This window comes from Aquimarina muelleri DSM 19832, from assembly GCF_000430665.1.
Taxonomy (GTDB): domain Bacteria; phylum Bacteroidota; class Bacteroidia; order Flavobacteriales; family Flavobacteriaceae; genus Aquimarina; species Aquimarina muelleri.
The window spans coordinates 236282-259649 of sequence record NZ_AUML01000001.1 but is presented as its reverse complement, the minus strand read 5'-3'; the positions used below and the strand labels follow the sequence as shown (position 1 = coordinate 259649).

The 23368-nt window shown below is 31.7% G+C and carries 20 protein-coding genes, 1 tRNA gene and 1 pseudogene; 3 read left to right on the top strand and 19 right to left on the bottom strand.

Features of this window, described 5'->3' with window-relative positions; all coding sequences use genetic code 11:
• Positions 1-756: 756 nt before the first annotated feature.
• The 3 genes from H527_RS23820 to H527_RS0101165 all read right to left on the bottom strand — a co-directional run bounded on the left by H527_RS23820 (position 757) and on the right by H527_RS0101165 (position 2101).
• On the bottom strand, positions 757-912 hold the full coding sequence (locus H527_RS23820; protein ID WP_155837777.1) for a hypothetical protein: 156 nt from the start codon (positions 910-912) through the stop codon (positions 757-759).
• A gap of 89 nt (positions 913-1001) precedes the next feature.
• Positions 1002-1358, bottom strand: a complete 357-nt coding sequence (locus tag H527_RS0101170) for a hypothetical protein (protein ID WP_027411010.1) — start codon at positions 1356-1358, stop codon at positions 1002-1004.
• 257 nt (positions 1359-1615) lie between these two features.
• On the bottom strand, positions 1616-2101 hold the full coding sequence (locus H527_RS0101165) for a MarR family winged helix-turn-helix transcriptional regulator (protein ID WP_027411009.1): 486 nt from the start codon (positions 2099-2101) through the stop codon (positions 1616-1618).
• 706 nt (positions 2102-2807) lie between these two features.
• Here H527_RS0101165 and H527_RS0101155 point away from each other — a divergent pair.
• Entirely contained in the window at positions 2808-3620 is an 813-nt protein-coding gene (locus H527_RS0101155; protein WP_027411007.1) for a zinc-dependent peptidase, read from the top strand.
• 68 nt (positions 3621-3688) lie between these two features.
• Entirely contained in the window at positions 3689-4390 is a 702-nt protein-coding gene (locus H527_RS0101150; RefSeq protein ID WP_027411006.1) for a Bax inhibitor-1/YccA family protein, read from the top strand.
• 681 nt (positions 4391-5071) lie between these two features.
• Here the strand turns inward: H527_RS0101150 and H527_RS0101145 are convergent.
• Positions 5072-6535 (bottom strand): potassium/proton antiporter, encoded by a 1464-nt coding sequence (locus H527_RS0101145; RefSeq protein ID WP_027411005.1) that lies wholly within the window; start codon positions 6533-6535, stop codon positions 5072-5074.
• Between the two features lie 206 nt (positions 6536-6741).
• Between H527_RS0101145 and H527_RS24790 the strand changes: the two are divergent.
• Positions 6742-6901, top strand: a pseudogene (locus H527_RS24790) (IS91 family transposase); the annotation flags it as partial.
• Here H527_RS24790 and H527_RS23815 read toward each other — a convergent pair.
• From H527_RS23815 to H527_RS0101070, 15 genes are all read right to left on the bottom strand, one after another.
• The gene (locus H527_RS23815; protein WP_027411004.1) at positions 6888-7088 is read right to left on the bottom strand and encodes a hypothetical protein; all 201 of its coding nucleotides are present in this window, start codon (positions 7086-7088) and stop codon (positions 6888-6890) included. The pseudogene H527_RS24790 and the gene H527_RS23815 overlap by 14 nt on opposite strands.
• 261 nt (positions 7089-7349) lie before the next feature.
• Positions 7350-7775: a hypothetical protein gene (locus H527_RS0101135; protein ID WP_027411003.1), complete on the bottom strand. Its 426-nt coding sequence runs from the start codon at positions 7773-7775 to the stop codon at positions 7350-7352.
• 225 nt (positions 7776-8000) lie between these two features.
• Entirely contained in the window at positions 8001-8441 is a 441-nt protein-coding gene (locus H527_RS0101130; RefSeq protein ID WP_155837776.1) for a hypothetical protein, read from the bottom strand.
• A gap of 110 nt (positions 8442-8551) precedes the next feature.
• A tRNA-Arg gene (locus H527_RS0101125) sits at positions 8552-8625 on the bottom strand.
• A gap of 61 nt (positions 8626-8686) precedes the next feature.
• Positions 8687-9136 (bottom strand): GatB/YqeY domain-containing protein, encoded by a 450-nt coding sequence (locus H527_RS0101120; RefSeq protein ID WP_027411001.1) that lies wholly within the window; start codon positions 9134-9136, stop codon positions 8687-8689.
• Positions 9137-9306: 170 nt separating this feature from the next.
• Positions 9307-11268 carry a cell division protein FtsZ gene (gene ftsZ, locus H527_RS0101115; RefSeq protein WP_027411000.1) on the bottom strand — a complete coding sequence of 654 codons (1962 nt, stop codon included), beginning with the start codon at positions 11266-11268 and terminating at the stop codon, positions 9307-9309.
• A gap of 69 nt (positions 11269-11337) precedes the next feature.
• Positions 11338-12693: a cell division protein FtsA gene (gene ftsA / locus H527_RS0101110; protein WP_027410999.1), complete on the bottom strand. Its 1356-nt coding sequence runs from the start codon at positions 12691-12693 to the stop codon at positions 11338-11340.
• Positions 12694-12699: 6 nt separating this feature from the next.
• Entirely contained in the window at positions 12700-13419 is a 720-nt protein-coding gene (locus tag H527_RS0101105) for a cell division protein FtsQ/DivIB (protein ID WP_027410998.1), read from the bottom strand.
• Positions 13416-14762: a UDP-N-acetylmuramate--L-alanine ligase gene (gene murC / locus H527_RS0101100; RefSeq protein WP_027410997.1), complete on the bottom strand. Its 1347-nt coding sequence runs from the start codon at positions 14760-14762 to the stop codon at positions 13416-13418. Before murC ends, H527_RS0101105 begins: the two co-directional genes overlap by 4 nt.
• A gap of 13 nt (positions 14763-14775) precedes the next feature.
• The gene (murG, locus tag H527_RS0101095; protein WP_027410996.1) at positions 14776-15882 is read right to left on the bottom strand and encodes an undecaprenyldiphospho-muramoylpentapeptide beta-N-acetylglucosaminyltransferase; all 1107 of its coding nucleotides are present in this window, start codon (positions 15880-15882) and stop codon (positions 14776-14778) included.
• Positions 15879-17081, bottom strand: a complete 1203-nt coding sequence (locus H527_RS0101090; protein WP_027410995.1) for an FtsW/RodA/SpoVE family cell cycle protein — start codon at positions 17079-17081, stop codon at positions 15879-15881. The genes murG and H527_RS0101090 overlap by 4 nt, the downstream gene beginning before the upstream one ends.
• Before the next feature lie 174 nt (positions 17082-17255).
• Positions 17256-18593: a UDP-N-acetylmuramoyl-L-alanine--D-glutamate ligase gene (gene murD / locus H527_RS0101085; protein WP_027410994.1), complete on the bottom strand. Its 1338-nt coding sequence runs from the start codon at positions 18591-18593 to the stop codon at positions 17256-17258.
• 38 nt (positions 18594-18631) lie between these two features.
• The gene (gene mraY, locus H527_RS0101080; RefSeq protein ID WP_027410993.1) at positions 18632-19864 is read right to left on the bottom strand and encodes a phospho-N-acetylmuramoyl-pentapeptide-transferase; all 1233 of its coding nucleotides are present in this window, start codon (positions 19862-19864) and stop codon (positions 18632-18634) included.
• Between the two features lie 44 nt (positions 19865-19908).
• Positions 19909-21372: a UDP-N-acetylmuramoyl-L-alanyl-D-glutamate--2,6-diaminopimelate ligase gene (locus tag H527_RS0101075; protein ID WP_027410992.1), complete on the bottom strand. Its 1464-nt coding sequence runs from the start codon at positions 21370-21372 to the stop codon at positions 19909-19911.
• Positions 21369-23363, bottom strand: coding sequence for a penicillin-binding protein (locus H527_RS0101070; protein ID WP_027410991.1), 1995 nt, complete (start codon positions 23361-23363; stop codon positions 21369-21371). The genes H527_RS0101075 and H527_RS0101070 overlap by 4 nt, the downstream gene beginning before the upstream one ends.
• Positions 23364-23368 lie beyond the last annotated feature (5 nt).

The following is a 23368-nucleotide window of genomic DNA, read 5'->3' as shown; positions in this document are numbered from 1 at the left end:
TATCTATTTCGATAAATTCACCAAACTCATTTTGGTTTCAAAATTACGAATAATAGTATGTAGAAGTGTAATATCTATTAGCGTATTCAAAATTCTTCTGGTTCTTTCTTTAAATCGAAAGTGTTACTTTAGTAGTATTAACTAGAATATATGCAGCTAACCAGATTAATTTTTCAATTACAACAAAAAAATGAAAAGCTTTTTTTAATGTATTTATGATATTCTATAAATATTAGAATTGTGTATATGAAGTATTTTAAAAATCAATAACCTCGGAGCAAGTTCACAAGGTATGCTTCCGAAAATATATTTTGTTTTCGAGCAAGTTTCGGAAAATTAAACTCCACAATGTGGATTAAAGAAAGATTGATATAGTTATCTACAATATCATCTTATGTTTCTGAAGTAGTATATAATCATGTTAAGAATACATTAGATAAAGGAAAAGTGATTCTTATTGATAAAGAAGCATAGAAACTGGTTAGATAGCTTTAGTTATATTGTTAATAGCTTTAAAAGCTTAATTTAAGCTAACGAGACTCCAACAGTAAGCGGCAATATGTCCTAAAGAAAAATACTGTTAGGAAATATAATAAATACAATAGAAGAAGATTTACTTAAATTAAAGTATTGTACTAGACTATTGATTTGTTATTGGTATTTTTTTGAAAGAAAACATAAAAGTAAAACACGCATAGTCTCTTTAACAAATATGAATTGGAATTTGTTAAAGAGACTATGCGTGTTTATTATTTTTTATAAGGCACTGTTTGTACTCATCACTTCCCAATAAGACATTTCAGAAAAATCAGAACACTTTCTTTTTTTACTTTGTGCTTTCCAATAATTAATTTCTTTTCTTATGATTTGTGAATCTTTTTTTTCTCCGGATACTCCGTTTTTTTGAGACATATTTATATATTAATTATAATTTAAATTATTTATTAAGGGTTTAGTATGCTAACCTAAAAACTCAAGTGTTTTCTAGAAGAGCTTTATTTTTAGATTGAATGAATAATTGCGTTTATATTGTGAAGATTTACTAACTTTTCAGTAAATGATTTGTGCCCCTTTGGAGTAAGTAGGTGTAGTTGTCCTCTTTTCATAGAAGCCATAAAACTAAGTACTTTCCATTTAACAACTACCGTTTTTGGATCTTCCTCTTTTAAAGCTACTGCTGTATAGTGTTTAGCTCCTCCGTGTGTTGTAAAAGATAAGTCAGCTTGAATAATTTCTTTAGTAGATTTGCTTGTGAATATTTTAGGACTTTTATAGGCTTTATGAGTAGCTCTTAAAGAAACTGTAGATTTTTTTTCTGCCCATGCAATTGCTTTTTCTAGATACTCATCTTTATTCATTTATTTGTTTTAGTGAAACAATATTTAAACCTACTTTTCTTAAAGGCCTTTTGCTAAAATAGGAAATAAATAGTTTCTATACAAACTATTTGAGTTTAAACATGTGTTTTTAATTTTTATTAACATTTTCTTTTTTTGTAAATCAATAACCTCGGAGCAAGCTCACGAGGTATATTTTCGTAAATAGATTTTGTTTTCGAGGCAAGCCTGAGAGAATTAAACTCCACAATATGGATTAAATTAAAAGAAAAATATTGTTACTCTTCAGAAGAATTAGTCATTTCCTTTATAGTAAGTAAGGGAGCAGCATCAATATCTTCTACATCCATAATAGAAGTTAATAACTCTATGTTTTTATCTAGCTCATCAATTTGTAAAGGAGTGAGTTTCTTTAATTTTTGGGATAGCTTTTCCTGAAGTGTGGTGGGAGATTTCTGAATCAGTTCAGCGCCTTTAGCTGTAAGAGTTATGTATATGGCTCTTTTGTCATTTGGCTTGGGTAATCGAGCAACAAAACCTTTGTTTTCTAATCTTGATATAATCCCAGAAACAGTACTTGCATTTAAATTAATATATGCTTTAATGTCTTTAGCAAAAGCTTTGTAGTCGTCTTGGTCAGATAGGTACTGAAGCACCAGAAGCTGTGGTATACTTACTCCTAATTCTTTTTCAATTTTTTTGCTCTCCAAATTAATAGAACGAATAATTTTGCGCAGTTTTACTAAAATTTCTATGTATTTCAAAACTTATTTCCTTTAATAAAATCCAATATAATACTATTATAAATACCAATTATAAAGAATGAAAAAAGATTTGGGTTTAGGGTTGAAAATTTCCAAAAACAGTAAGAACTAAATCAAAATTATGGATATAGTAGTGGTTTTACATATTTAGTTTTTTTAGTTTTTTTAATTCCTTTTTTGCTGCATCTAAAATCTTGTTTAACTTCTTTTTTTGCATAACACATTTCGAGTTTGATAAATCCTCTGTAGTACGGTAAATTAATGATTCACAATATCTAATTCGATTTTCAGTTGGTAATTTTGAGATCGTACTATTGTATAAATTATCTATACAAGTTAATGTTTTTTTTGGGTGTTTGTAAAATGAAAACATTTAATACATAGTTTAAGTTTTATAAAAATATTATTAAAACGGACTATTGACTATCTTAGTCATTCATCAAATTTCATTCCGAAACACTATTGTGATTGTTAAAATATCACAAAATATAATTTTATTTTTTTGTATTGTAGCCTATTTCAAAAGTATTATTTGTTCACTAATGATAATAAAAGAAATATAAGATATAAGTGTTAAATAGTTGTTTTACTATTGCTTTTATTTCTAAAACACTATTTTTATTAATCTTAATCCATATTACTTTTTTTGAATATATATAGAATTATTTTTTTGTTACTTATTCAAGAGGTCTTACCTGAAAACACAATGTTCCAAAATATATTAGGAATCACGGTTACAGTAGGGGTGATTTTGATCTGTGTATATTATGTTTTACGATACACAGAATCGATTTATGTAAAGTATAAAAGTAAACCCTACTTTATTCATTTTTATCCTACTCTCAAAAAATTACCAATCCATTTACAAAAATTTTTGGAAGAAAATAATTTTTATAAGATTTTAGACAAAAACAAGAAACAGTATTTTGAGCATAGAGCTGTTAGGTTTTTAGAAAAAACTAATTTTGTAGGAAGAGAAGGATTAGTAGTTGATGATTTTATGCGCATGCAAGTTACAATAATGGTAACGCAACTTACCTTTGGAATGAGACATTATTTATTAGAGTATCTAAGTACTATCATCCTGTATCCAACATCTTTTTTTTCTATTCTAAGTCAAACAGAAAACATAGGAGAGTATAATCCAAGATCTAAAGCTTTGGTTCTGTCTTGGAAAGATTTTCAAAAAGGAAATTTACATCAAGATAAAGGAAAAAGTTTAGGGATACATGAGATGACACACGCTATTCATTACAATTCTATTAAAAACAGTAACATTAGTAGCGAAATTTTTTATGACACATTTTTGATGTTAGAAAAACATCTGGGTTCTGCTGAGTTACGAAAAAGAATAGTAGAAACAAAGATATTGAGGGATTATGCGTATACCGATAAATTTGAATTTATAGCAGTGCTAGTCGAAGTATTCATGGAGTCTCCAAAGGAATTAAAAAGCAAATTTCCTCAAATTTATGTTTATGTTTTACAAATGCTTAATTTTAGATATTTCGATAAATAATATAAATGTCATTATGAAGAAACAACTATCTTTATAGCCAAAAATAAATTTAATTAATTATCTTAAATATGGAAGAATTTCAGCAAATATTACCTGTTAGTTCTCTTACTGATGAAAAAAGAGTTGCGTTTTATAAAAAAACATATACGCATCTTGCTATGGCCGTTCTACTTTTTATAATTGTAGAATGGGTGTTTTTTCAAATAGAACCTCTAGTAAACTTTGCCTTTTCTATGACCCAAGGTTGGAGATGGCTAATCATGTTAGGAGGTTTTATGCTAGCTACAAACTATGCAGAAAAAATGGCTTTTAAAAACCACAATATAAACCAACAATACTTAGGTTTGTTGATTTATGTAATAGCAGAAGCTTTTATTTTTATACCTCTTATAGGTATGGCAATGATGATAGCTGAAAGCGGAGGAACTAACATTCTTAATCAGGCTGCGATTTTAACTCTATCTCTTTTTACAGGTCTTTCGGCGGTTGTTTTGGTTACTAAAAAAGATTTTTCTTTCTTGAAATCAATGTTAGCTATTGGTTTTTTTATTGCTATAGGATTGATTGTTGCAGGAATGATTTTTGGTTTTAATTTAGGTCTTTGGTTTAGTGTAGGGATGGTTGTTTTAGCTTCTGGCTCTATCTTATACCAAACTTCAAATATGATACACAAATATTCTGAAGATCAATATGTAGGAGCATCCTTAGGATTGTTTGCTTCGTTAATGTTACTGTTTTGGTATATATTAAGTATTCTGTCTAGAGAATAATTAAGGCTATAAATAATCCGAAAAACCATCGCAACTACTATATGTATTGCTCTTTATTTTTCAAAAACAAAAAAAGATCCCAAGATCTATTATTGTAATAATATTATTTGCCATAGTTGTATTTGATATTCTGGTTGATATTATTCAAAAATGATTTTGGGAATATTACAAATAAGTTAATCTTGATACCATTCAAGCTCTTGTTACACCTGTATTTTGCCATTGCTATATTAGGAAAATCTAGACTCGCTTCCTTCTGCTGTGGTTTCATATCAGATTCAATGATGGGAGGTAAACACCGTTCGAATATAAAATTAATGACTCTTTATTTTTTGGAACCGCCAAGAAACTTCAGAAAACCACCACCAATACACATTTACAACCCAAAATTATTATTATAAGAATGGGTTACACATCATTAACCTGTATTACTATACGACAAAAATTAAAGAAATAACAAAAGATATAAAACTCAAAAATAAAAATATCATATATCAAAAAATCCTTAAATAAGGATTTCAAAAAAAAATGAACTATTCTTATTCATAGATAGAAATATTTATTGTTGAAGAAACCTATAAAACTTACATTATAACATTCAAAATTATAGACACAAGCTATGTATATATAAGTATAAAAACTCTACCTATTGACTAGTAGGATTTTAGTTGTTTAAACTTTTTAATTTTCAATAAGCACTTTCTTCACTTCTTCTAAACATTCCTTTTTATCCAACAAAATAACTAAAATATCGTGGGCTTGAATAATGGTAGCTCCACCTGGAGGAACGAATTTTTTATTTCGCTTAATCATTACAATAAAAGCAGATTTAGGAAAATGCAGATCAACAATTCTTTTGTTAACAGCATAGCTTTCAGGAGGAATCGATATTTCGCTCATTGCCGATTTTGGTAAGTCCAGAATATATCTGTCATTTTCTAAAATGGGTTTTGTGTTTTCTGGTAAAGCAACATTTAACCATTTAGCAAAAATAGATAAGGTTGTTCCTTGAATTAAAATAGAGGTAACTGAAATAAAAAATACAATATTGAAAATCATATTTGCTTTTTCAATTCCTGCCAAAAGCGGATAGGTTGCAAACACAATTGGAACAGCTCCACGTAAACCGACCCACGAAATATAAAATCTCCTTCTAAGCTTCATCTTGAAAAACATCAAACTTAAAAAAACACTTACTGGTCGGGCAACTATAATTAGGAATAACGAAATAAGTAGTCCTATACCCATATAAGGAATAATTTGAGAAGGAAAAACAAGTAGACCTAAAGTAAGAAACAGAACAATTTGCATGAGCCACGCCATCCCATCAAACATTTTTAAAATAGTGGCTTTATGTATCAAGTCTTGATTACCCAAATAAACGGAACATATATATATGGCAAGAAAGCCATTTCCTCCCATAAAATCAGTTGCCGAAAAGGTAATGAACATCAGGGCTATAACCAAAACTGGGTAAAGTCCTTCAAATCCAAGTTTAATTTTATTAATTATTAATTTACTAAATCGCCCAAAAGAGAAACCTGCAAGGCCTCCCAAAAACATTTGCTTAAAGAAAAATGGGATAATCGAACCAATACTTAAATCTTGATTGACTACTAAAGTTAAAAAAGAAATAGTCAGCACATACGCCATTGGGTCGTTACTTCCACTTTCTAGTTCCAATGTTGGTCGCAAATTGGTTTTTAAAGCTAGATTTTTAGAGCGTAAAATGGAAAACACCGCTGCTGCATCTGTTGATGAAACAATAGATCCTAAAAGCATGCTTTCATAAATAGTAAAATCTGTAACAAACCATACAAATGTCCCAAGTGAAACAGCTGTTAGCAAAACACCTAGCGTTGATAAAACAAATCCTTCTTTTAGAATTGGTTTTACAGAGGTCCAATTAGTATCTAGTCCACCAGAAAATAAAATGAAATTTAGAGAAACAATTCCTATAAATTGTGCGATTTTCGAATCATCAAAATGTATATCGCCAATACCATCGGAACCTGCTAGCATTCCGATAACTAAAAAAAGTATTAGAGTCGGTACGCCAAACCTATAAGAAGTCTTACCTACTATAATACTTATAAAAAGTAATATAGAGCCAACTAATAATATATTTTCAATCGCTAAATTCATTTTTATCCTCTTATATCTACCATTATAAATTAAGTATTTTGTAATCCAGAACTATTAAATAGTTTATTGATCTCAAATTTAGTTAAAACTATGCACTTTAGTGCATCTCGCTTTAATTACTAAAAAATTACTTTTGTACTTATTCCTAAACAACGAATAAATAAATATACTGGGCTACCTAATAAATTTAAGGACAAAGTTTTTAAGATGATTTTTTGTTTTCAGTAGAAGCAATGAGTATAAAATATTAGAGGGTTGTTTGTGTCTAAATTGCGAAAAACACTCCCTGAATTACCACAAAGTTTATATAATAAATTATTCAAAACAGCGTGGGCAGTTTATGCCAAATCGCCTATGGATCAACCCCTACGGCTTCAATCGCTGGCGCTAATTCTTCTGCGACAAGTTCTTTTTCTTCAGTATCCAATTTGTCCCATGGAAGTTCATCCACAATATTTGAAACTTGTTTGAGCTTAGTTTCTGAAGATTCATTTGAATTATAAATTTTTTCAAGTTTTTTAAGGAAGTCATTCGTAGCTTTTCTGATAATCAAAATTACTGAATGTTCAGACGAGTTTAGTCCACTAGCTTCCCGATTCTTTGGGTTTTCGTATATGTTTGAAGTTCTTTTTTTATTATACTTTCAAAATTGCTGTCAGTCATATTAGCCTTTAAAGCTTTATTGGTAAGTTTGTCTTTTTTCTACATTTTGTCCATTACAAGAGATCAAAAAAACAAACCATAAAATAGCGAAAATGACTCCAGTTAATAAAATGGCATCTAATATATGCATAATATCAATTTTTACTATCTTTTAAAATTCCTTATTCCATTTAGGTAAAGCTCCAAAAACCTCAAAATGTCTTTGCATAATAATTCCCTCAATCGTTGTTGGAATACCAGTGTTATTCTCATCAAACGTTTCGTACCAATAAATATCCAAAGCTTCTATTTTTTCTGCTTTCAGTTTTTCTTTCCAACTTGTTTTTCTCGGTTTGTCAAATTGTTTTTCATTAACTAAACTGTCATAAATTCCTCCTTTTCGCACTTTTTTAGTTCCGTTCTGATGGATTTTTCCTGAAGAGCCAATGTAAATCAATTCAATTTTTCCATTTTTTAAAGCGTAAACAATATAAATTCCGATTCCGTTTTTAGGCGCATTACAAACCTTTCCAAGTTCATCATTCTCTCCAAAAAAGAAATGTCCATTTGATTCGTATTCTTCTAATTCTTCAAACATTTTCGTTTAGTTTAAGCATGAAGCACAACACCTGAGCTATGATTAGTGCGGATCCAAAGAAACTGTAAAGTTTCCGACTTTGCGCTAAGCTGAAGCTTTTTGTTTGCGTTTTATTTTTAAAATGTCAAATCCAATAGATTTGGCCACACCATAAATATACGCAAGTCTTTTGACTAAAACCAAACCACCGCATTAATTATAGGTTTTGTTGTACTTAGTGTTTTTTTACCCTTCATATATGTCTGGTTTCCAACCTTTATCAGGTCTTAACTCTCTCCAGCCCCAATATGCGGAACCTAATTTATCATGCAAGAAGTACAAGTCTTCAGCCAGTTCATCAGTTTTGTCAACGAAACAGATTTCAGTCCATTCACCAAACTTCTCGTCAGGTTCTGATGTCCCGTCAATTATATTGAATAAATCAAATAAAACACTTGCTGAGTTGTCCGCCAAAATTTTTCTTAGCGCACTTTTTAGATTTGGGTCATTTTTTAATTTCTCCAAAGAGAGATTTTCTTCTTGGGTAAAACCGCAATTTGGCGGATAAGTAACAAAATCCATTTCGCCACCATTGACAAGTCTATCAGAAACGTATTCCGCATTTTCTTCAATTTTTTGATTGGCAGATAATAAGAAAGTATTGATATTATGTTTGGATAGTTTCATTTTTTGAAACATTAAGTTCAATTGGATATGTTTTCTAAACACTAAGGTGACAATAACTAACAAAAAAGCCAGACAATATTGTCTGGCTTTGGACAATATTGTCCGATTTGTGACCGCGAAGGGATTCAAACCCCCAACCCTCAGAGCCGAAATCTGATGCGCTATTCAGTTGCGCCACGCGGCCATTTTATTTTTATAAATATAGATTTCTCAGATCTTTAAAGGTCTGTGAAGCCTAGTCTAGGTTATGATAATTTATTTTTTACTATTGTAGAGATTGTTTTTCCATCTGCTTTTCCTGTTAATTCTGCATTTGCCATTCCCATTACCTTACCCATATCTTTCATTCCTGATGCTCCTGTTTTAGCAATGATGGCTATTACTACTTTTTCTACCTCTTCTTCACTTAATTGATCTGGTAAAAATTGTTCAATAACTGCTGCCTGTGCTAATTCTGGTTCTGCTAAATCGCTACGTCCTTGTTCTGTAAAAATAGCGGCACTATCTTTTCGTTGTTTAACTTGCTTTTGCAATAGCTTTAACTCTTGATCTTCTGTAAGATCTTCTTTTGCACCACTCTCTGTTTGAGCCAATAAAATCGCTGATTTTATTGCACGTAGTGATGTTAATGCATTGCTATCTTTAGCTTTCATAGCTTCTTTCATTGCGGTCATCACCTTTTGCTCTAAACTCATGATATGTTTGATTTTAATCTTTTGGTCTGCGAAGATAAAAAATAAACCGGTAATCTATTCTAGGATTACCGGTTTAGTTTCATCTTAACAAATATTTTTAAGTATTTCTGAAAGTAAAATATACAAAACTTCAAAATATTTAATTTTATATATCTTACATCGAAAACTAATTAGTCTACATTGTCATGTAAAAAAGAATTATTTTTACGTAATTGAATATCATCATTACCATCTACTCCTAAAGAAGTTCTGGATAACCCAGAATCATTAGGTCTACTGTCTACATCTATTCCTGCTCGCTTATAAGCTGGTTCTTTTTCTATATCTTCAATACTCGAACTATTTCTGAATTTATAATTAAATTCTTTCATCTTAGCTCTACGCTCTGCTGCTCTGGCTTTTAACGTTTCTGAAATAGGCTGATCTATGGGATCTACATCTTCTGTGCTTTCTGTTTTAGGAGAAGGGGCAATAGTTTTCTTTTCTAAAAGAATTTCTTTATCTTCTTCTATAACTTTTACTGGTTTTGCTTCTGTTAATCGTTTCTCTTCTTCCATATAATCTTCTAGACTATATTTACGCCCCCCTCCTTCTACTTTTTCTCCTAAAGGAATAACTTCTATAGGATCTTTAACTTCTAAGTCTAAAATATCATCACTTAAATCAAAAACAATAGCTCTCTCTTCTTCTATTTTTTCAGTAGGATTTTCTTTAAAAGAGCTTATTTCTTTTTCTATCTCTTCTTTATTTTCTTCTACTGGCATATCAAAAGCTAGTGCAAATTGATCTTTCTTTTCCTGTTCTTTACTTATCTCTTTTTCATCATTAACTTCTATCTGTTTGATAATATCCTGTGCATTAATGATCACAAAGTCATTATCTACTGAGAAGGGATCTACTACTTCATAAGAAACATCTATGTTTTTTAATAGATTTGTGGTAGGTATAAGACCGGTATCTTGCTCTATTTCATCCTCATCTACTAGTTCATGTTTTATTATTTTTTCTTTTTTTACTTCTTCGACTATAGGCAATGACGTACGTGTACCTGTAGATTTAGGAGACAAATCTTGTACGGCAGTTCTTTGCTCATCTTCTAGAGTATGAATAATTTTTTTAGTTTCTGTATTTACAATTTCGTCTTGTTGTTCTACATCAAATCCTGTAGCGATAACTGTAACTGAGATGGAGTCTTCTAAGGATTCATCTTCTCCAACCCCCATAATAATATTAGCTCCATGCCCTGCTTCTTGTTGGATATGGTCATTGATCTCTCCTATCTCATCTATGGTAATTTCTTCTTTACCCGATACAATTAATAAAAGTACATTTTTGGCGCCTGTTATTTTATTATCATTAAGTAAAGGTGAATCTAAAGCTTTTACTATAGCATCATGAGCACGCTTATTACCAGAGGCATTAGCAGACCCCATAATTGCTGTACCACTATTACTAAGTACTGTTTTAGCATCGCGTAAATCTATATTTTGTGTATAGTGGTGTGTTATAACCTCTGCTATTCCTCTAGATGCAGTAGCAAGAACTTCATCTGCTTTAGAGAACCCAGCTTTAAAACCAAGATTACCATACACTTCTCTTAGTTTATTATTGTTAATAACAACTAAGGAATCTACATGAGCTCGAAGTTTTTCTACCCCTAACTGTGCTTGCTCATTACGCATACGTCCCTCAAATTGAAAAGGGATAGTCACAATACCAACTGTTAAAATATCCAGCTCTTTTGCCATTTTAGCAATAATCGGAGCTGCTCCTGTACCAGTTCCTCCACCCATACCTGCAGTGATAAAAATCATTTTGGTATTGGTATCCAACATTCTTTTTATCTCTTCATAACTTTCTACAGCGGATTGTTCTCCCACTTCAGGATTTGCTCCTGCTCCTAACCCTTCGGTTAATGATACTCCTAATTGTATTTTATTTGGAATAGAGCTATTCTCTAATGCTTGGGCATCTGTATTACAGATAACAAAATCAACTCCTTTAATTCCTTGCTGAAACATGTGGTTAATGGCATTACTACCTCCTCCTCCTACTCCGATTACTTTGATCACATTAGATTGATTTTTGGGTAAATCAAACGAAATATTTTCGAACTCCTCGTTATTACTCATAATTGCTAATTTTCTGGTTCTCCTACTACTTTTTATATATTTTATTGTTCTATCAAGAACTATACTTTATTATTCTGCGTTATCTAAAAATTCCTTAAATTTCTCTGTCCATTTTTCTAAAATATTCTTCCTTGGTTTTAGATCTACTCTTGGGTTTTCTTCTTCGGTAACAGTTTTGTTGTCTAAAACTTCTTCTTTCAATTCAATTACTGGTTCCTTTACAACAGTTTCTTTTTTATTTAATTTTTTCTGTCTTTTCATGTGCACCAAACCATCCATTACTAGTCCAACTGCAGTTGCATACATAGGACTGGTAGTTTCTGAATTGCTATTTCCTGCCAGATGTTCATTTGGATACCCTATTCTAGTATCCATGCCTGTAATATACTCTACTAACTGTTTTAAGTGTTTAAGCTGGGCTCCTCCTCCAGTAAGAACAATCCCTGCTATTAATTTTTTCTTTGGAGATTCGTGTCCATAATTTTTAATCTCTAAAAAAACTTGCTCTACAATTTCTACTACACGAGCATGAATAATTTTAGATAAGTTTTTTAAAGTAATTTCTTTTGGCTCTCTTCCTCTAAGTCCTGGAATAGAAACAATTTCATTATCTTTATTTTCTCCTGGCCAGGCAGATCCAAACTTTATTTTCAGCAGTTCTGCTTGTTTTTCAATGATAGAGCATCCCTCTTTGATATCTTCTGTAATGACATTACCTCCAAAAGGAATTACTGCTGTGTGACGAATAATACCATCTTTAAAAATAGCTAGATCTGTAGTTCCTCCTCCTATATCAATTAGTGCTACTCCTGCTTCTTTTTCTTCCTGACTTAAAACTGCATTAGCTGATGCTAATGGCTCTAAAGTTACATCCGACAATTCTAACCCAGAACTTTTAACACATCTTCCTATATTACGAATAGATGTCACTTGTCCTACCACTACATGAAAATTAGCTTCTAATCTCCCTCCATACATCCCGACAGGTTCTTTTATCTCGGCTTGACCATCTACCTTATACTCTTGAGGTAAAACATGTAAAATTTCTTCGCCAGGTAACATAACTAATTTATGTACTTGATTAATCAATTTTTCTATATCATCTTCATCTATAACGGCGTCTGCATTTGGTCTGGTAATATAATCACTATGTTGTAAACTACGAATATGCTGGCCAGCAATACCAACAGTTACATTACTAATCTTTGCTCCTCCTACGCTTTCTGCTTCTTGTACTGCTTGTTGTATAGATTGTATTGTTTGAGTTATATTATTTACAACACCACGATGTACTCCTAAGCTTTTAGATTTGCCAATACCCAATACCTCCATCTTACCATACTCGTTATATTTTCCTACCATAGCAACAATCTTAGTTGTCCCTATGTCTAACCCTACCGCTATTTCATTTATTTCTCGTTCCATAAGGCATTATTTTATTGTGCAAACCACTTGATTACTAAACTGTAAGCTAACTTTTTTATATGCATCAAGACTTTTGTCTTTTAATGCTTTTTGATAAAATGCTTTAAAATTTCTAATCTTACTATTTAAATTTTCCACTTTTCCTAAAACTACTTTAAATGTATACACCCGTAAATCTAACTCATAATCATTATCTGCATTGAGATCTACTCCTACAACATGCTTTTTTAAAAATTCATCTTCCTGAATTTTTTTCAATAATGGAAATACATTAGATATTTCTCGTTCCGAAACATTACTAACTATTGGCACATGTGCCGAATAACTATCAGACAAAGGCATAATATTTCCTGTAACATCAATATAAAAAGGAGCAACCGCATCCATCCTCGCAATTGGAGTGCGTTGCTTTATTTTTGCCCTAAGTTCTCCATTAACAGTAAGATACACATCAGAATGTTCAATCATTTCATGTGCATCTAGTTCTTTTTCTACAGTATTCAAAACTAAAATTTCTTTGCCCACGCTCGTAACTCTATTACGATTTTGTATTAACAATTTATTAACCGTTATTTCATTTATATAGGGATCTTGTTCTTCAATAAACTCTACTAGCACTTTATTAATCTTTCTTTGCTCATTCCGTTTATTAGTAAAAGCAAAAAGAATAATAACTCCCACCAATAAAGCACTAATTTTTAAATATGTAAAAAATTTATTTTTCATACCAACAACGCTTCTTTTATCCTACCTACTTCTTCTCCAATATCTCCTGCTCCAATAGTTAAAATTACTTGAGCATCACTATTCATTATTTCTGTAATTAGCTTGTTTTTTTTAATCTTTTTTTTGTCTATCATATCTACCATGTTCAACAACCAGTCCGAATTTACTCCTTCAATTGGCAATTCTCGTGCTGGATAGATATCCAAAAGTAATAATTGGTCGAATTGACTTAAACTTTGTGCAAAATCTGAAGCAAAATCTCTGGTCCTGCTATACAAATGTGGTTGAAAAATTGCCAGTACCTTTTTATTAGGGTGCATTTCTCTTACTGCCTGATGCAATGCATTAATCTCTGTAGGGTGGTGTGCATAGTCATCTATATACACTATTTCTTCTTTTTTGATTTGATAACTAAATCTTCTTTGTACTCCTTTAAACGAAAATAAAGCCTTTACCAAGGAGCTGGTTGGGGTGCCATAAAGCATCGCAATGGCAAAGGCTGTAATAGCATTTAACAAGTTGTGTTTACCTGGCAGGTTTAAATGCAAATTTTCAATAAATTCTTGGGGTGTTTTAAGGTCAAAAACATACACCCCATTGTCTATTCTTATATTTTTAATACAGTAATCTGAATCGTCTTCAATACCAAATGTAATTCCTGAAAGTGATAATCCATTACGAACTAAAAGATGATCTTTTGCTCTTTGAGAAAACTCTACAAAAGATTCTTCTAATGCATTTGCTTTTTCATAAATATCAAGGTGATCCGCATCCATAGAAGTAATTGCTACAATATCTGGATATAGTTGCAAAAAGGATCTATCAAACTCGTCTGCTTCGACCACAATTACCTCATTTCCTTCTAAAATTAAATTAGAGTTATAATTTTCACTTATCCCTCCTAAAAAGGCAGTTACTTTTACCCCTGATTCTTTTAGCAAATGCCCAAGAATAGCTGTGGTTGTAGTTTTTCCATGTGTACCTGCTACCGCAAGTGTATAGACCCCTTTGGTAATAATCCCTAAAACTTGAGCTCTCTTCTTTATAAAAAAACTATTGTTTTGAAAGTAAACAAATTCTGTATGTTCTTTTGGAATTGCTGGGGTATATACTATTAATGTGTCTTTAATATTTAAAAATTCTTTAGGAATGTAATCTATATTATCTTCAAAATGGATAGGTATCCCTAAAGTAATTAAATCAGAAGTAATTTTGCTAGGGGTTTTATCATATCCTGCTACATTTTTGTCAAGAGACTTAAAGTATCTAGCAAGAGAACTCATACCAATCCCGCCAATACCTATAAAATATATATTCTGTATGTTCTCTAAACTTTTATTCATTTATTCTCTAGTTCTACTTCGTTGTATTTTTTATTAATTCCTCAATTTCATCGACTATATCTAAAGTAGCATTTGGTAATGCCAATTTTTTTATAGCTTTTGATAATTTATTTTGTAACTCTTCTGATTCTAATAGTTCTGAAATTGTACGCTGAAATTTATCTTCAAGCTCACTTTCTTTTAACATTAAAGCTCCATCTTTATCTACAATAGCTTTTGCATTTTTGGTTTGATGATCTTCTGCCACATTTGGCGATGGTATAAACAATGTCGGTTTTGCTACAATACATAATTCTGAAACGGAACTAGCTCCTGCTCTTGAGATAATCACATCTGCCGAGGCATATGCCAGATTCATAGTATCTAAAAACTGATAGACTTGTACATTTTTTTGATTTGTATATTTTTTATAATCTGAATAATACAACTTACCACATTGCCATATTACCTGAACATTTTTTTCTTTAAAAAAATCAAGTTCTTTTTCTATCAATTGATTGATTCTCCTTGCTCCTAAACTCCCTCCTATAATCAATATTGTTTTCTTTTCTGGATCAAGATTATATTTTAATATCGATCGACCTCTCTTATCTTCTGTTTTTAATAGATCTTGACGAACTGGGTTTCCTGTTTTTATAATTTTATCTTTTGGAAAAAACTGTTCCATCCCATCATACGCCACACAAATCTTATCTACCCCTTTTGACAACCATTTATTAGTGATCCCAGGAAATGAGTTTTGTTCTTGAAGCACTGCAGGTATATTTTTGACATTAGCCATTTTTAATAAAGGCCCGCTTGCAAATCCACCTGTTCCTATTACTACATCGGGGTTAAATTTTTTAATAATCTTTCTGGATCTCCATAAACTACTTAACAGTTTTAGAGGAAACATAAGATTACTTAACGTAAGTTTTCTTTGAATACCACTTATCCAAAGCCCTATGATTTCATAACCAGCTTCGGGCACCTTTTGCATTTCCATTCGGTCTTTTGCTCCAACAAACAATATCGATGCATCTGGATATCTTTTACATATTTCATTTGCAATAGATATTGCAGGATAGATATGTCCTCCTGTTCCTCCTCCTGATAATATAACTTTCAGTTTTTTACTCATAAAACTTCGCTCAAAACCTCTAATGGGTTTTCTTCTTTTTCTTTTATTTGTTCTTCTTCCAGAATTGCTTCTCTTTTAGCGCTTACGCTTAATACTATTCCGATTGCTAAACAAGTCATCCAAATAGATGTTCCTCCACTACTAATAAGTGGCAATGTCTGCCCTGTGACTGGAAACAACTCTACTGCAACTGCCATGTTTATTAATGCCTGAAAAACAATAGGAAGACCTACTCCTATAACTAACAGTTTTCCAAAAATATCCACACTTTTATGCGCCACAATTACCAACCTTAGTAATAACATTATATATAACAACATTAAAAAAATACCTCCTACAAAGCCCCACTCTTCGATTATAATGGCATAAATGAAATCAGAAGAAGATTGCGGCAAAAAATTTCTTTGTACACTTTTACCTGGACCTGCTCCTATAATTCCTCCACGGGCAATCGCTATTTTCGCACGTTCTATCTGATAATCTTCTTGTGTATCTTTATCATCTACAAAATTTTCTACCCTACTCACCCAAGTATCCACACGATTTGGAAAAACCCCTGGAAATGCTTTAGCAAACAAAACAAAAAAAGTAAGGATCAAAAACCCTGCACCTAAAATTATTGCGATATATTTTAATGGATATCCTCCTAAAAACACCAAGACCATTACCATAGAAAATAGTATTGCTGTTGTTGAAAAATTAGCAGGTAAAATTAGAATCAATATTAGAAAAACTGGTAGCCAAAGTGGTAACAATGTTTCTTTAAACGAAACTACCTTATCTTTAATTCTTGAAAGATACCTAGCTACATAAGCCATTAAAACTACTGCCGCTAGAGTAGAAGTTTGAAAAGTGACTCCTACGAATGGCACACGAATCCACCTACTTGCATTAGCACCTTCTATAGTTGTGTTTTGCGCCATTGTAACCAGTAATAATATCACTACAACTGGTATCATAATAATGGAAAGTCCTTTGAAATAATGATGGGGTATCTTATGAATGCCGTACATAATCAAGAACCCAAGAACTAAATGTGCAAAGTGTTTTATAAGATAAATAAAAGTATTACCATCGCCATATAGATATGCCAAATTACTACTAGCACTATATACGGGTAAAAATGAAAATAACGCCAACAAGGCTGAAACAGCCCATATCATTTTATCTCCTTTTATATCTGCTAATAATTTAGTCATCTAATATTTTGTTATCTAAATTGTATTTTTATTTGTGTTCCTAAACTCTAATCTTACGTTCCTCAACTCCAATCTTGTGTTCCTCAACCCTAATGTTCCGCTCCTCAACGCCAATCTTGTGCTCCTACCTCTTCGAGTGCCTCAGAGGTCGGATATTAGCACTACTTTACTGCTTTATAATTCTCTTACTGCTTCTTTAAATTGTCTTCCTCTTTCTTCATAATTTTTAAACAGATCAAAGCTTGCACATGCTGGGGACAATAGTACGTTTTCGTTTCTTTCTGCTATTTTATATGCTAATTCTACAGCTTCTTTCATCGATTGTGTTTCTACAATGTTATCTACACAATTGCCAAATGCATTAATAACTTTAGAGTTATCTACTCCTAAACAAATTATTGCTTTTACCTTTTCGTTTACCAAAGGGTATAACTCTGAATAGTCGTTTCCTTTATCTACTCCGCCAACTATCCAAACAGTAGCTGATTTCATTGCATCTAGAGCATAAAATGTAGCATTTACATTAGTTGCTTTAGAGTCGTTTATGTATTGTACATTATTAATTTTTAAAACTTTTTCTAATCTGTGCTCTACTCCATGAAAATTTTCTAAACTTTCTCTAATAGTGGCTTTTCTTATTTTTAATAAATGGGATACGGTGGAAGCCGCCATAGCATTTTTCACATTATGATTTCCTTCTAAAGCTAAATCTGTTGTTGGCATAATTATTTTATTGTTATCTATTGTTATTTTTATATTTCCATCTTCTAAATATGTTCCGTTTTCAAATTTTTTAGTTAATGAAAATGGCAATAATCTCGAACGAATGGGGTGTTTTATTAAATATTCTTCTATTATTTTATTGTCTGCATCATAGATAAAATAGTCTTCTTCTGTTTGATTCATTGCTATTCTAAACTTTGATGCTACATAGTTTTCTAGCTTATAGTCATATCGATCCAGGTGGTCTGGTGTAATATTCGTTAGCACTGCAATATGTGGAGCAAAGTCCTTTATACCATCTAATTGAAAACTACTTAACTCCAATACATAAAAGGAGGCGTCATTTTTTGTTACTTGTTTTGCAAAACTATCTCCTATATTACCTGCCATACTCGCTTTTAAATCACCTTGTTTAAGCACATGATATGTAAGCATTGTAGTAGTTGTTTTACCATTACTACCTGTAATTCCTATAATTTGAGCAGTTGTATATCTAGCAGCAAATTCTATTTCTGAGATTACTGGAACACCTTTTTTTTGTAGTTTTTTTATTAATTCTACTTTATCAGGAATTCCAGGACTTTTCATAACAACATCGGCGTTCATAATTTCATTCTCTGTATGCTGCTGTTCTTCCCATTCTATTTCAAAATTTCTAAGAACTTCTTTATATTTTTCGGCGATCACTCCTTTATCAGAAACAAAAACATCAAAACCTTTATTTTTACCTAAAATAGCAGTTCCTACCCCACTTTCTCCTGCTCCCAAAACGACAAGACGTTTTTTTATTTTTGAATTATGATTCACTGTTTCTTATTGTTTTAACCTTATCTTACTTTAAGTGTAACCACTGCTATAATTGCCAGAAAAATACCTACAATCCAAAATCTTGCAACAATCTTACTTTCATGTATTCCTTTTTTTTGGTAATGATGATGTAGAGGTGACATTAAAAATATTCTACGCCCTTCTCCAAATTTTTTCTTGGTGTATTTAAACCAACTTACTTGCATCATTACTGAAACTGTCTCGATAAAGAAAATCCCACATAAAATCGGAATAAGAAACTCTTTTCGTATAGCGATAGCTATAACCGCTATTATACCGCCAATGGTTAAACTACCTGTATCCCCCATAAAAACTTGAGCTGGATATGTATTGTACCATAAAAACCCTACTAAAGCCCCTGCAAACGCTGTTATGTAAATAGTCATTTCGCCAGAATTGGGGATATACATTACATTAAGATAATTCGAAAAAATAATGTTACCAGAGACCCATGCAAACAAAGCCAATGTTAAAACTATTATTGCAGAAGATCCTGCTGCTAAGCCATCAATTCCATCGGTAAGGTTAGCTCCATTAGATACTGCTGTAACAATAAAGATTACAATAGGTATAAAAATCAACCATGCATATTTTGTTAACTCTGGACTGATCCACGTAATTAAATCTGAGTAATCAAATTCATTATTTTTAAAAAACGGTATGGTTGTTTTTGTAGATTTTACTGCGGGATTAAACCCTGATTCTCCTCCAACTTTTAAAGATACTTGTTCTGTTTGTGTTTTTACTTTTTCTTCTTTTATAGTAATATCTTTATGCAAGTACATAGTACACCCTACAATAAGCCCTAAACCTACTTGCCCTATGATTTTAAACCTTCCTGCTAACCCTTCTTTATCTTTTCTTTTAATTTTTAAATAATCATCTGCAAACCCTATAGCCCCCATCCATAATGTAGTAACAATCAATAAAATAACATATATATTATCTAGTTTCGCTAATAACAATACAGGAATTAGTGTAGCTAGGATAATTATGACACCTCCCATCGTTGGCGTCCCTGCTTTTTCTACTTGTCCTTCTAGTCCTAACTCGCGGATACTTTCACCCATTTGTTTTTTTCCTAGAAAATTTATGATTCGTTTACCATAAATGGTAGAAATTAACAAGGATAGTATAATTGCCATTGCAGCCCTAAACGTGATAAACTGAAACAGTGTAGCTCCAGGAAACTGATATTCACTTTCTAAATATTCAAATAAATAATATAGCATAAATTACCTACCTTTATTATCTCTCTTAAAGAGAATAAAAGGATTTATTTGTTTAATTTTTTTAGTTCTTTTTTAATGATTTCAAAATCATTAAAATCCATACGTTCACCATTAATTTCCTGATACGTCTCATGCCCTTTACCTGCAATAAGTATGATATCATTTTTATTTGCTAATTGACATGCTGTTTTAATTGCTTGCCTTCTATCTGTTATGGATAATGTTTTTTTATAGTGCTGCGGTTCTACTCCTTTTTCTATATCCTCAATAATTTTATCAGGATTCTCTGTTCTAGGATTATCACTTGTAAAAATTGTTTTATTACTTAGCTTTGCTGCAATGTTACCCATTACTGGTCTTTTTGTTTTATCCCTATCTCCTCCACATCCTACAATAGTAATTAAGGTTTCGTTGTTAGTTCTTATATCATTGATTGTTTCTAACACATTTTTTAGAGCATCAGGAGTATGTGCATAATCTACTATTGCTGTAATTTTATTCTCCGAAATCATATACTCAAATCTACCACTCACGCTATGCAGATCACTTAATAACTGAAGGGTCTCTATAGTTTCAAGTCCTAATAATTCTGCTGTTCCAAAAATAGCAAGCAAATTATACGCATTAAAAGTCCCTATTAGCTTTACCCAAACTTCGTGATCATTTAACTTTAACAATAGTCCTCCTAAACTATTTTCTAAAATCTGCCCTCTATAATCTGCATATGATTTTAAACCATATGTATATTGTTTTGCTTTAGTATTTTGAAGCATAAAAACTCCATTTTTATCATCTTTATTAACTAATGCAAATGCTTTTTCTGGTAAATTGTCGAAAAATATTTTTTTTACGTCTCTATATTCTTTAAATGTATTGTGGTAATCTAAATGATCATGAGAGAGGTTAGTAAAAATACCTCCTGCAAACGCCAATCCTTCTGTCCGTTTTTGATGAATCCCATGAGAGCTTACTTCCATAAAACAGTACTCTACTCCTGCTTTATTCATTTCTTTGAGATAATGATTAATCATTAAAGAGTCTGGTGTTGTATGTGTTGCCTTATACTCTTCTATATCTACCATGATCTTTACTGTTGATAACAGACCTACTTTAAAGCCTGCTTTCTTAAAAAGCATATATAATAAGGATGCTATTGTTGTTTTTCCGTTTGTTCCAGTAACACCTATTAATTTTAAATTCTCTGACGGAGAACCATAATAGTTAGATGCCATTATTGCTAATGCAGATTGGGTATCTTGAACCTCTACATAAGTAACCCCATTAACTATAACATCAGGTGTTTTTTCGCAAATTACTGCTAAAGCCCCTTGATTAATTGCTTTTTCAATAAAATCATGTCCATCAGAGACCGAGCCCCGAATCGCCACAAATACATCCTCCTGACCAACTTTTCGTGAATCAAACTCTATTTTATTAACATTTGTAATTGTGTTACCAACCACAGCATTAATAGCTACTTTATACAATATATTTTTTAACTCTGTCACGATAATTCTAATCTTATAGTTTGGTTATTTTTTACTTTTACTCCAGGTTCTATAGATTGTTTTTTAACTCTTCCTGATCCTTTTATCTCTACTTTTAATCCCATATTTTCTAATAGCGAAATAACATCCATTGCTGGCATTCCGGTTACATTTGGCATTATGGTTTTATACTTTTGAACATTGTGATAGTATTTATCGTAACTCTCTACAACAGGTGTACTTTCTACAGCAGCATAAGACACTTCGTCTATTACTGGTATATCATTATATATTTTTGTGGCAATTGTTTTAAAAACAGGAGCTGCAACTTCGCTACCATAATACCCTTTTTCTTTATTCGGCCTATGTATTACTACAATACAGGAGTAAATAGGTTTATCCGCAGGAAAATAGCCTGCAAAAGAGGATATATACTCTCTTTCTTTATCTCTTCCGTAATTCCCCCAACATGTACCTGTTTTTCCTGCTATATCAAAATTATCTGTTTGTATATTAGTTGCAGTTCCTTTTTTTACGACATTTTTCATCATTTCCTTAGCAACTCTTGCTGTTTGCTTAGAACATATTGTTGGATTTAGAACTTCTTTATCAAATTTCTCTCTAACTTTATCCCAGGTTTTTACTTCTTTAATAAATCTTGGCTTTACCATTTCGCCATCATTAGCTATTGCATTATAGAATGCTAATGTTTGTAAAGGAGTTATTGCAACACCGTATCCATGTGCCATCCACGGGAGCGTTGTACCGTACCAATCATCATCTCCTGGGTAAGGAATTTTAGGTTTTCCTTCTCCTTTAATGGATAATCCTAAAGTTTCTCCTAATCCCATATTAATTAATCGATCCACAAATTTTCTGGGATTACCTTTATAGTTTTCATCAATCATTTTTGCAAAAGCTGTATTTGAGGATAATTCAAATGCTTTGGCTGCAGAGATTTTACCATACCCTCCCCATTTAGAGTCTTTTACTACTCTATCATAAAATTTTACACGACCATTTCCTGTATCAATAACATAACTTGAATCAATTACTTTATCTTCTAAAGCTGCGACTATTGTCATTAACTTAAATGTAGATCCTGGTTCATGAGCTTCTCCTACAGCATAATTTAGCTTTTCATAGTATTTTCCGCTATTTGTACGTCCCAAATTAGAGATTGCTTTTATCTCTCCTGTTTTGGTTTCCATTACTACAACGGTACCGTGTTCTGCATCATATTTATCTAATTGTGCTAATAATGCATGATGAGATATATCCTGAATATTTACATCTATTGTTGAAACTACATCATATCCATCCTGAGGTTCTACCTCATTGGCATCTCCAATAGGTTTCCATTGATTTTTTGCTATTTTTTGTTTTTTTCTTTTGCCTTCTTTTCCTCTTAAAAAAGGCCCATAAGCTCCTTCTAACCCTACCCTAGTGTAGTATCCATTTTCGTCTCTTCTTTCATAACCAACAGTTCGTTCTGCTATTTTACCTATAGGATGCTCTCTCACAGTACGTTGCTCAACGATCAACCCTCCTCGATTAGCTCCTAACGCAAACAAAGGAAATTGCTTAACTCTCATATACTGAGAATAACCCAAATTTCTACGAATTAGTAAATACCTGTTTTTATTGGCTCTTGCGGTTCTTATTAATTTATTGTAGTAAGAAACAGGTTTTCCGAACTCTTTAGACAAGGATTCACAAAGTGGTTTAATATGTACTCTAAAATCTTTATCTGTAACTGTAAGCACATCAAATCTTATGTCATATTTTGGAACTGAGGTCGCAAGCAAATTACCTTTACTATCATATAGGTTTCCTCGATTTGCAGGTATATCAAAGGTTTTAAAAACTCGTTCCTGAGCTTTTTTACGGTATGCATCCCCTTCAACAAATTGTATATTTACCAGTTTCACCAATACTACAATTGCAAAGATGAACATACAAGCTGCTATAAAATACAACCGATTCAATATGTTTTTTTCTTTTGTTGCCAAAATAG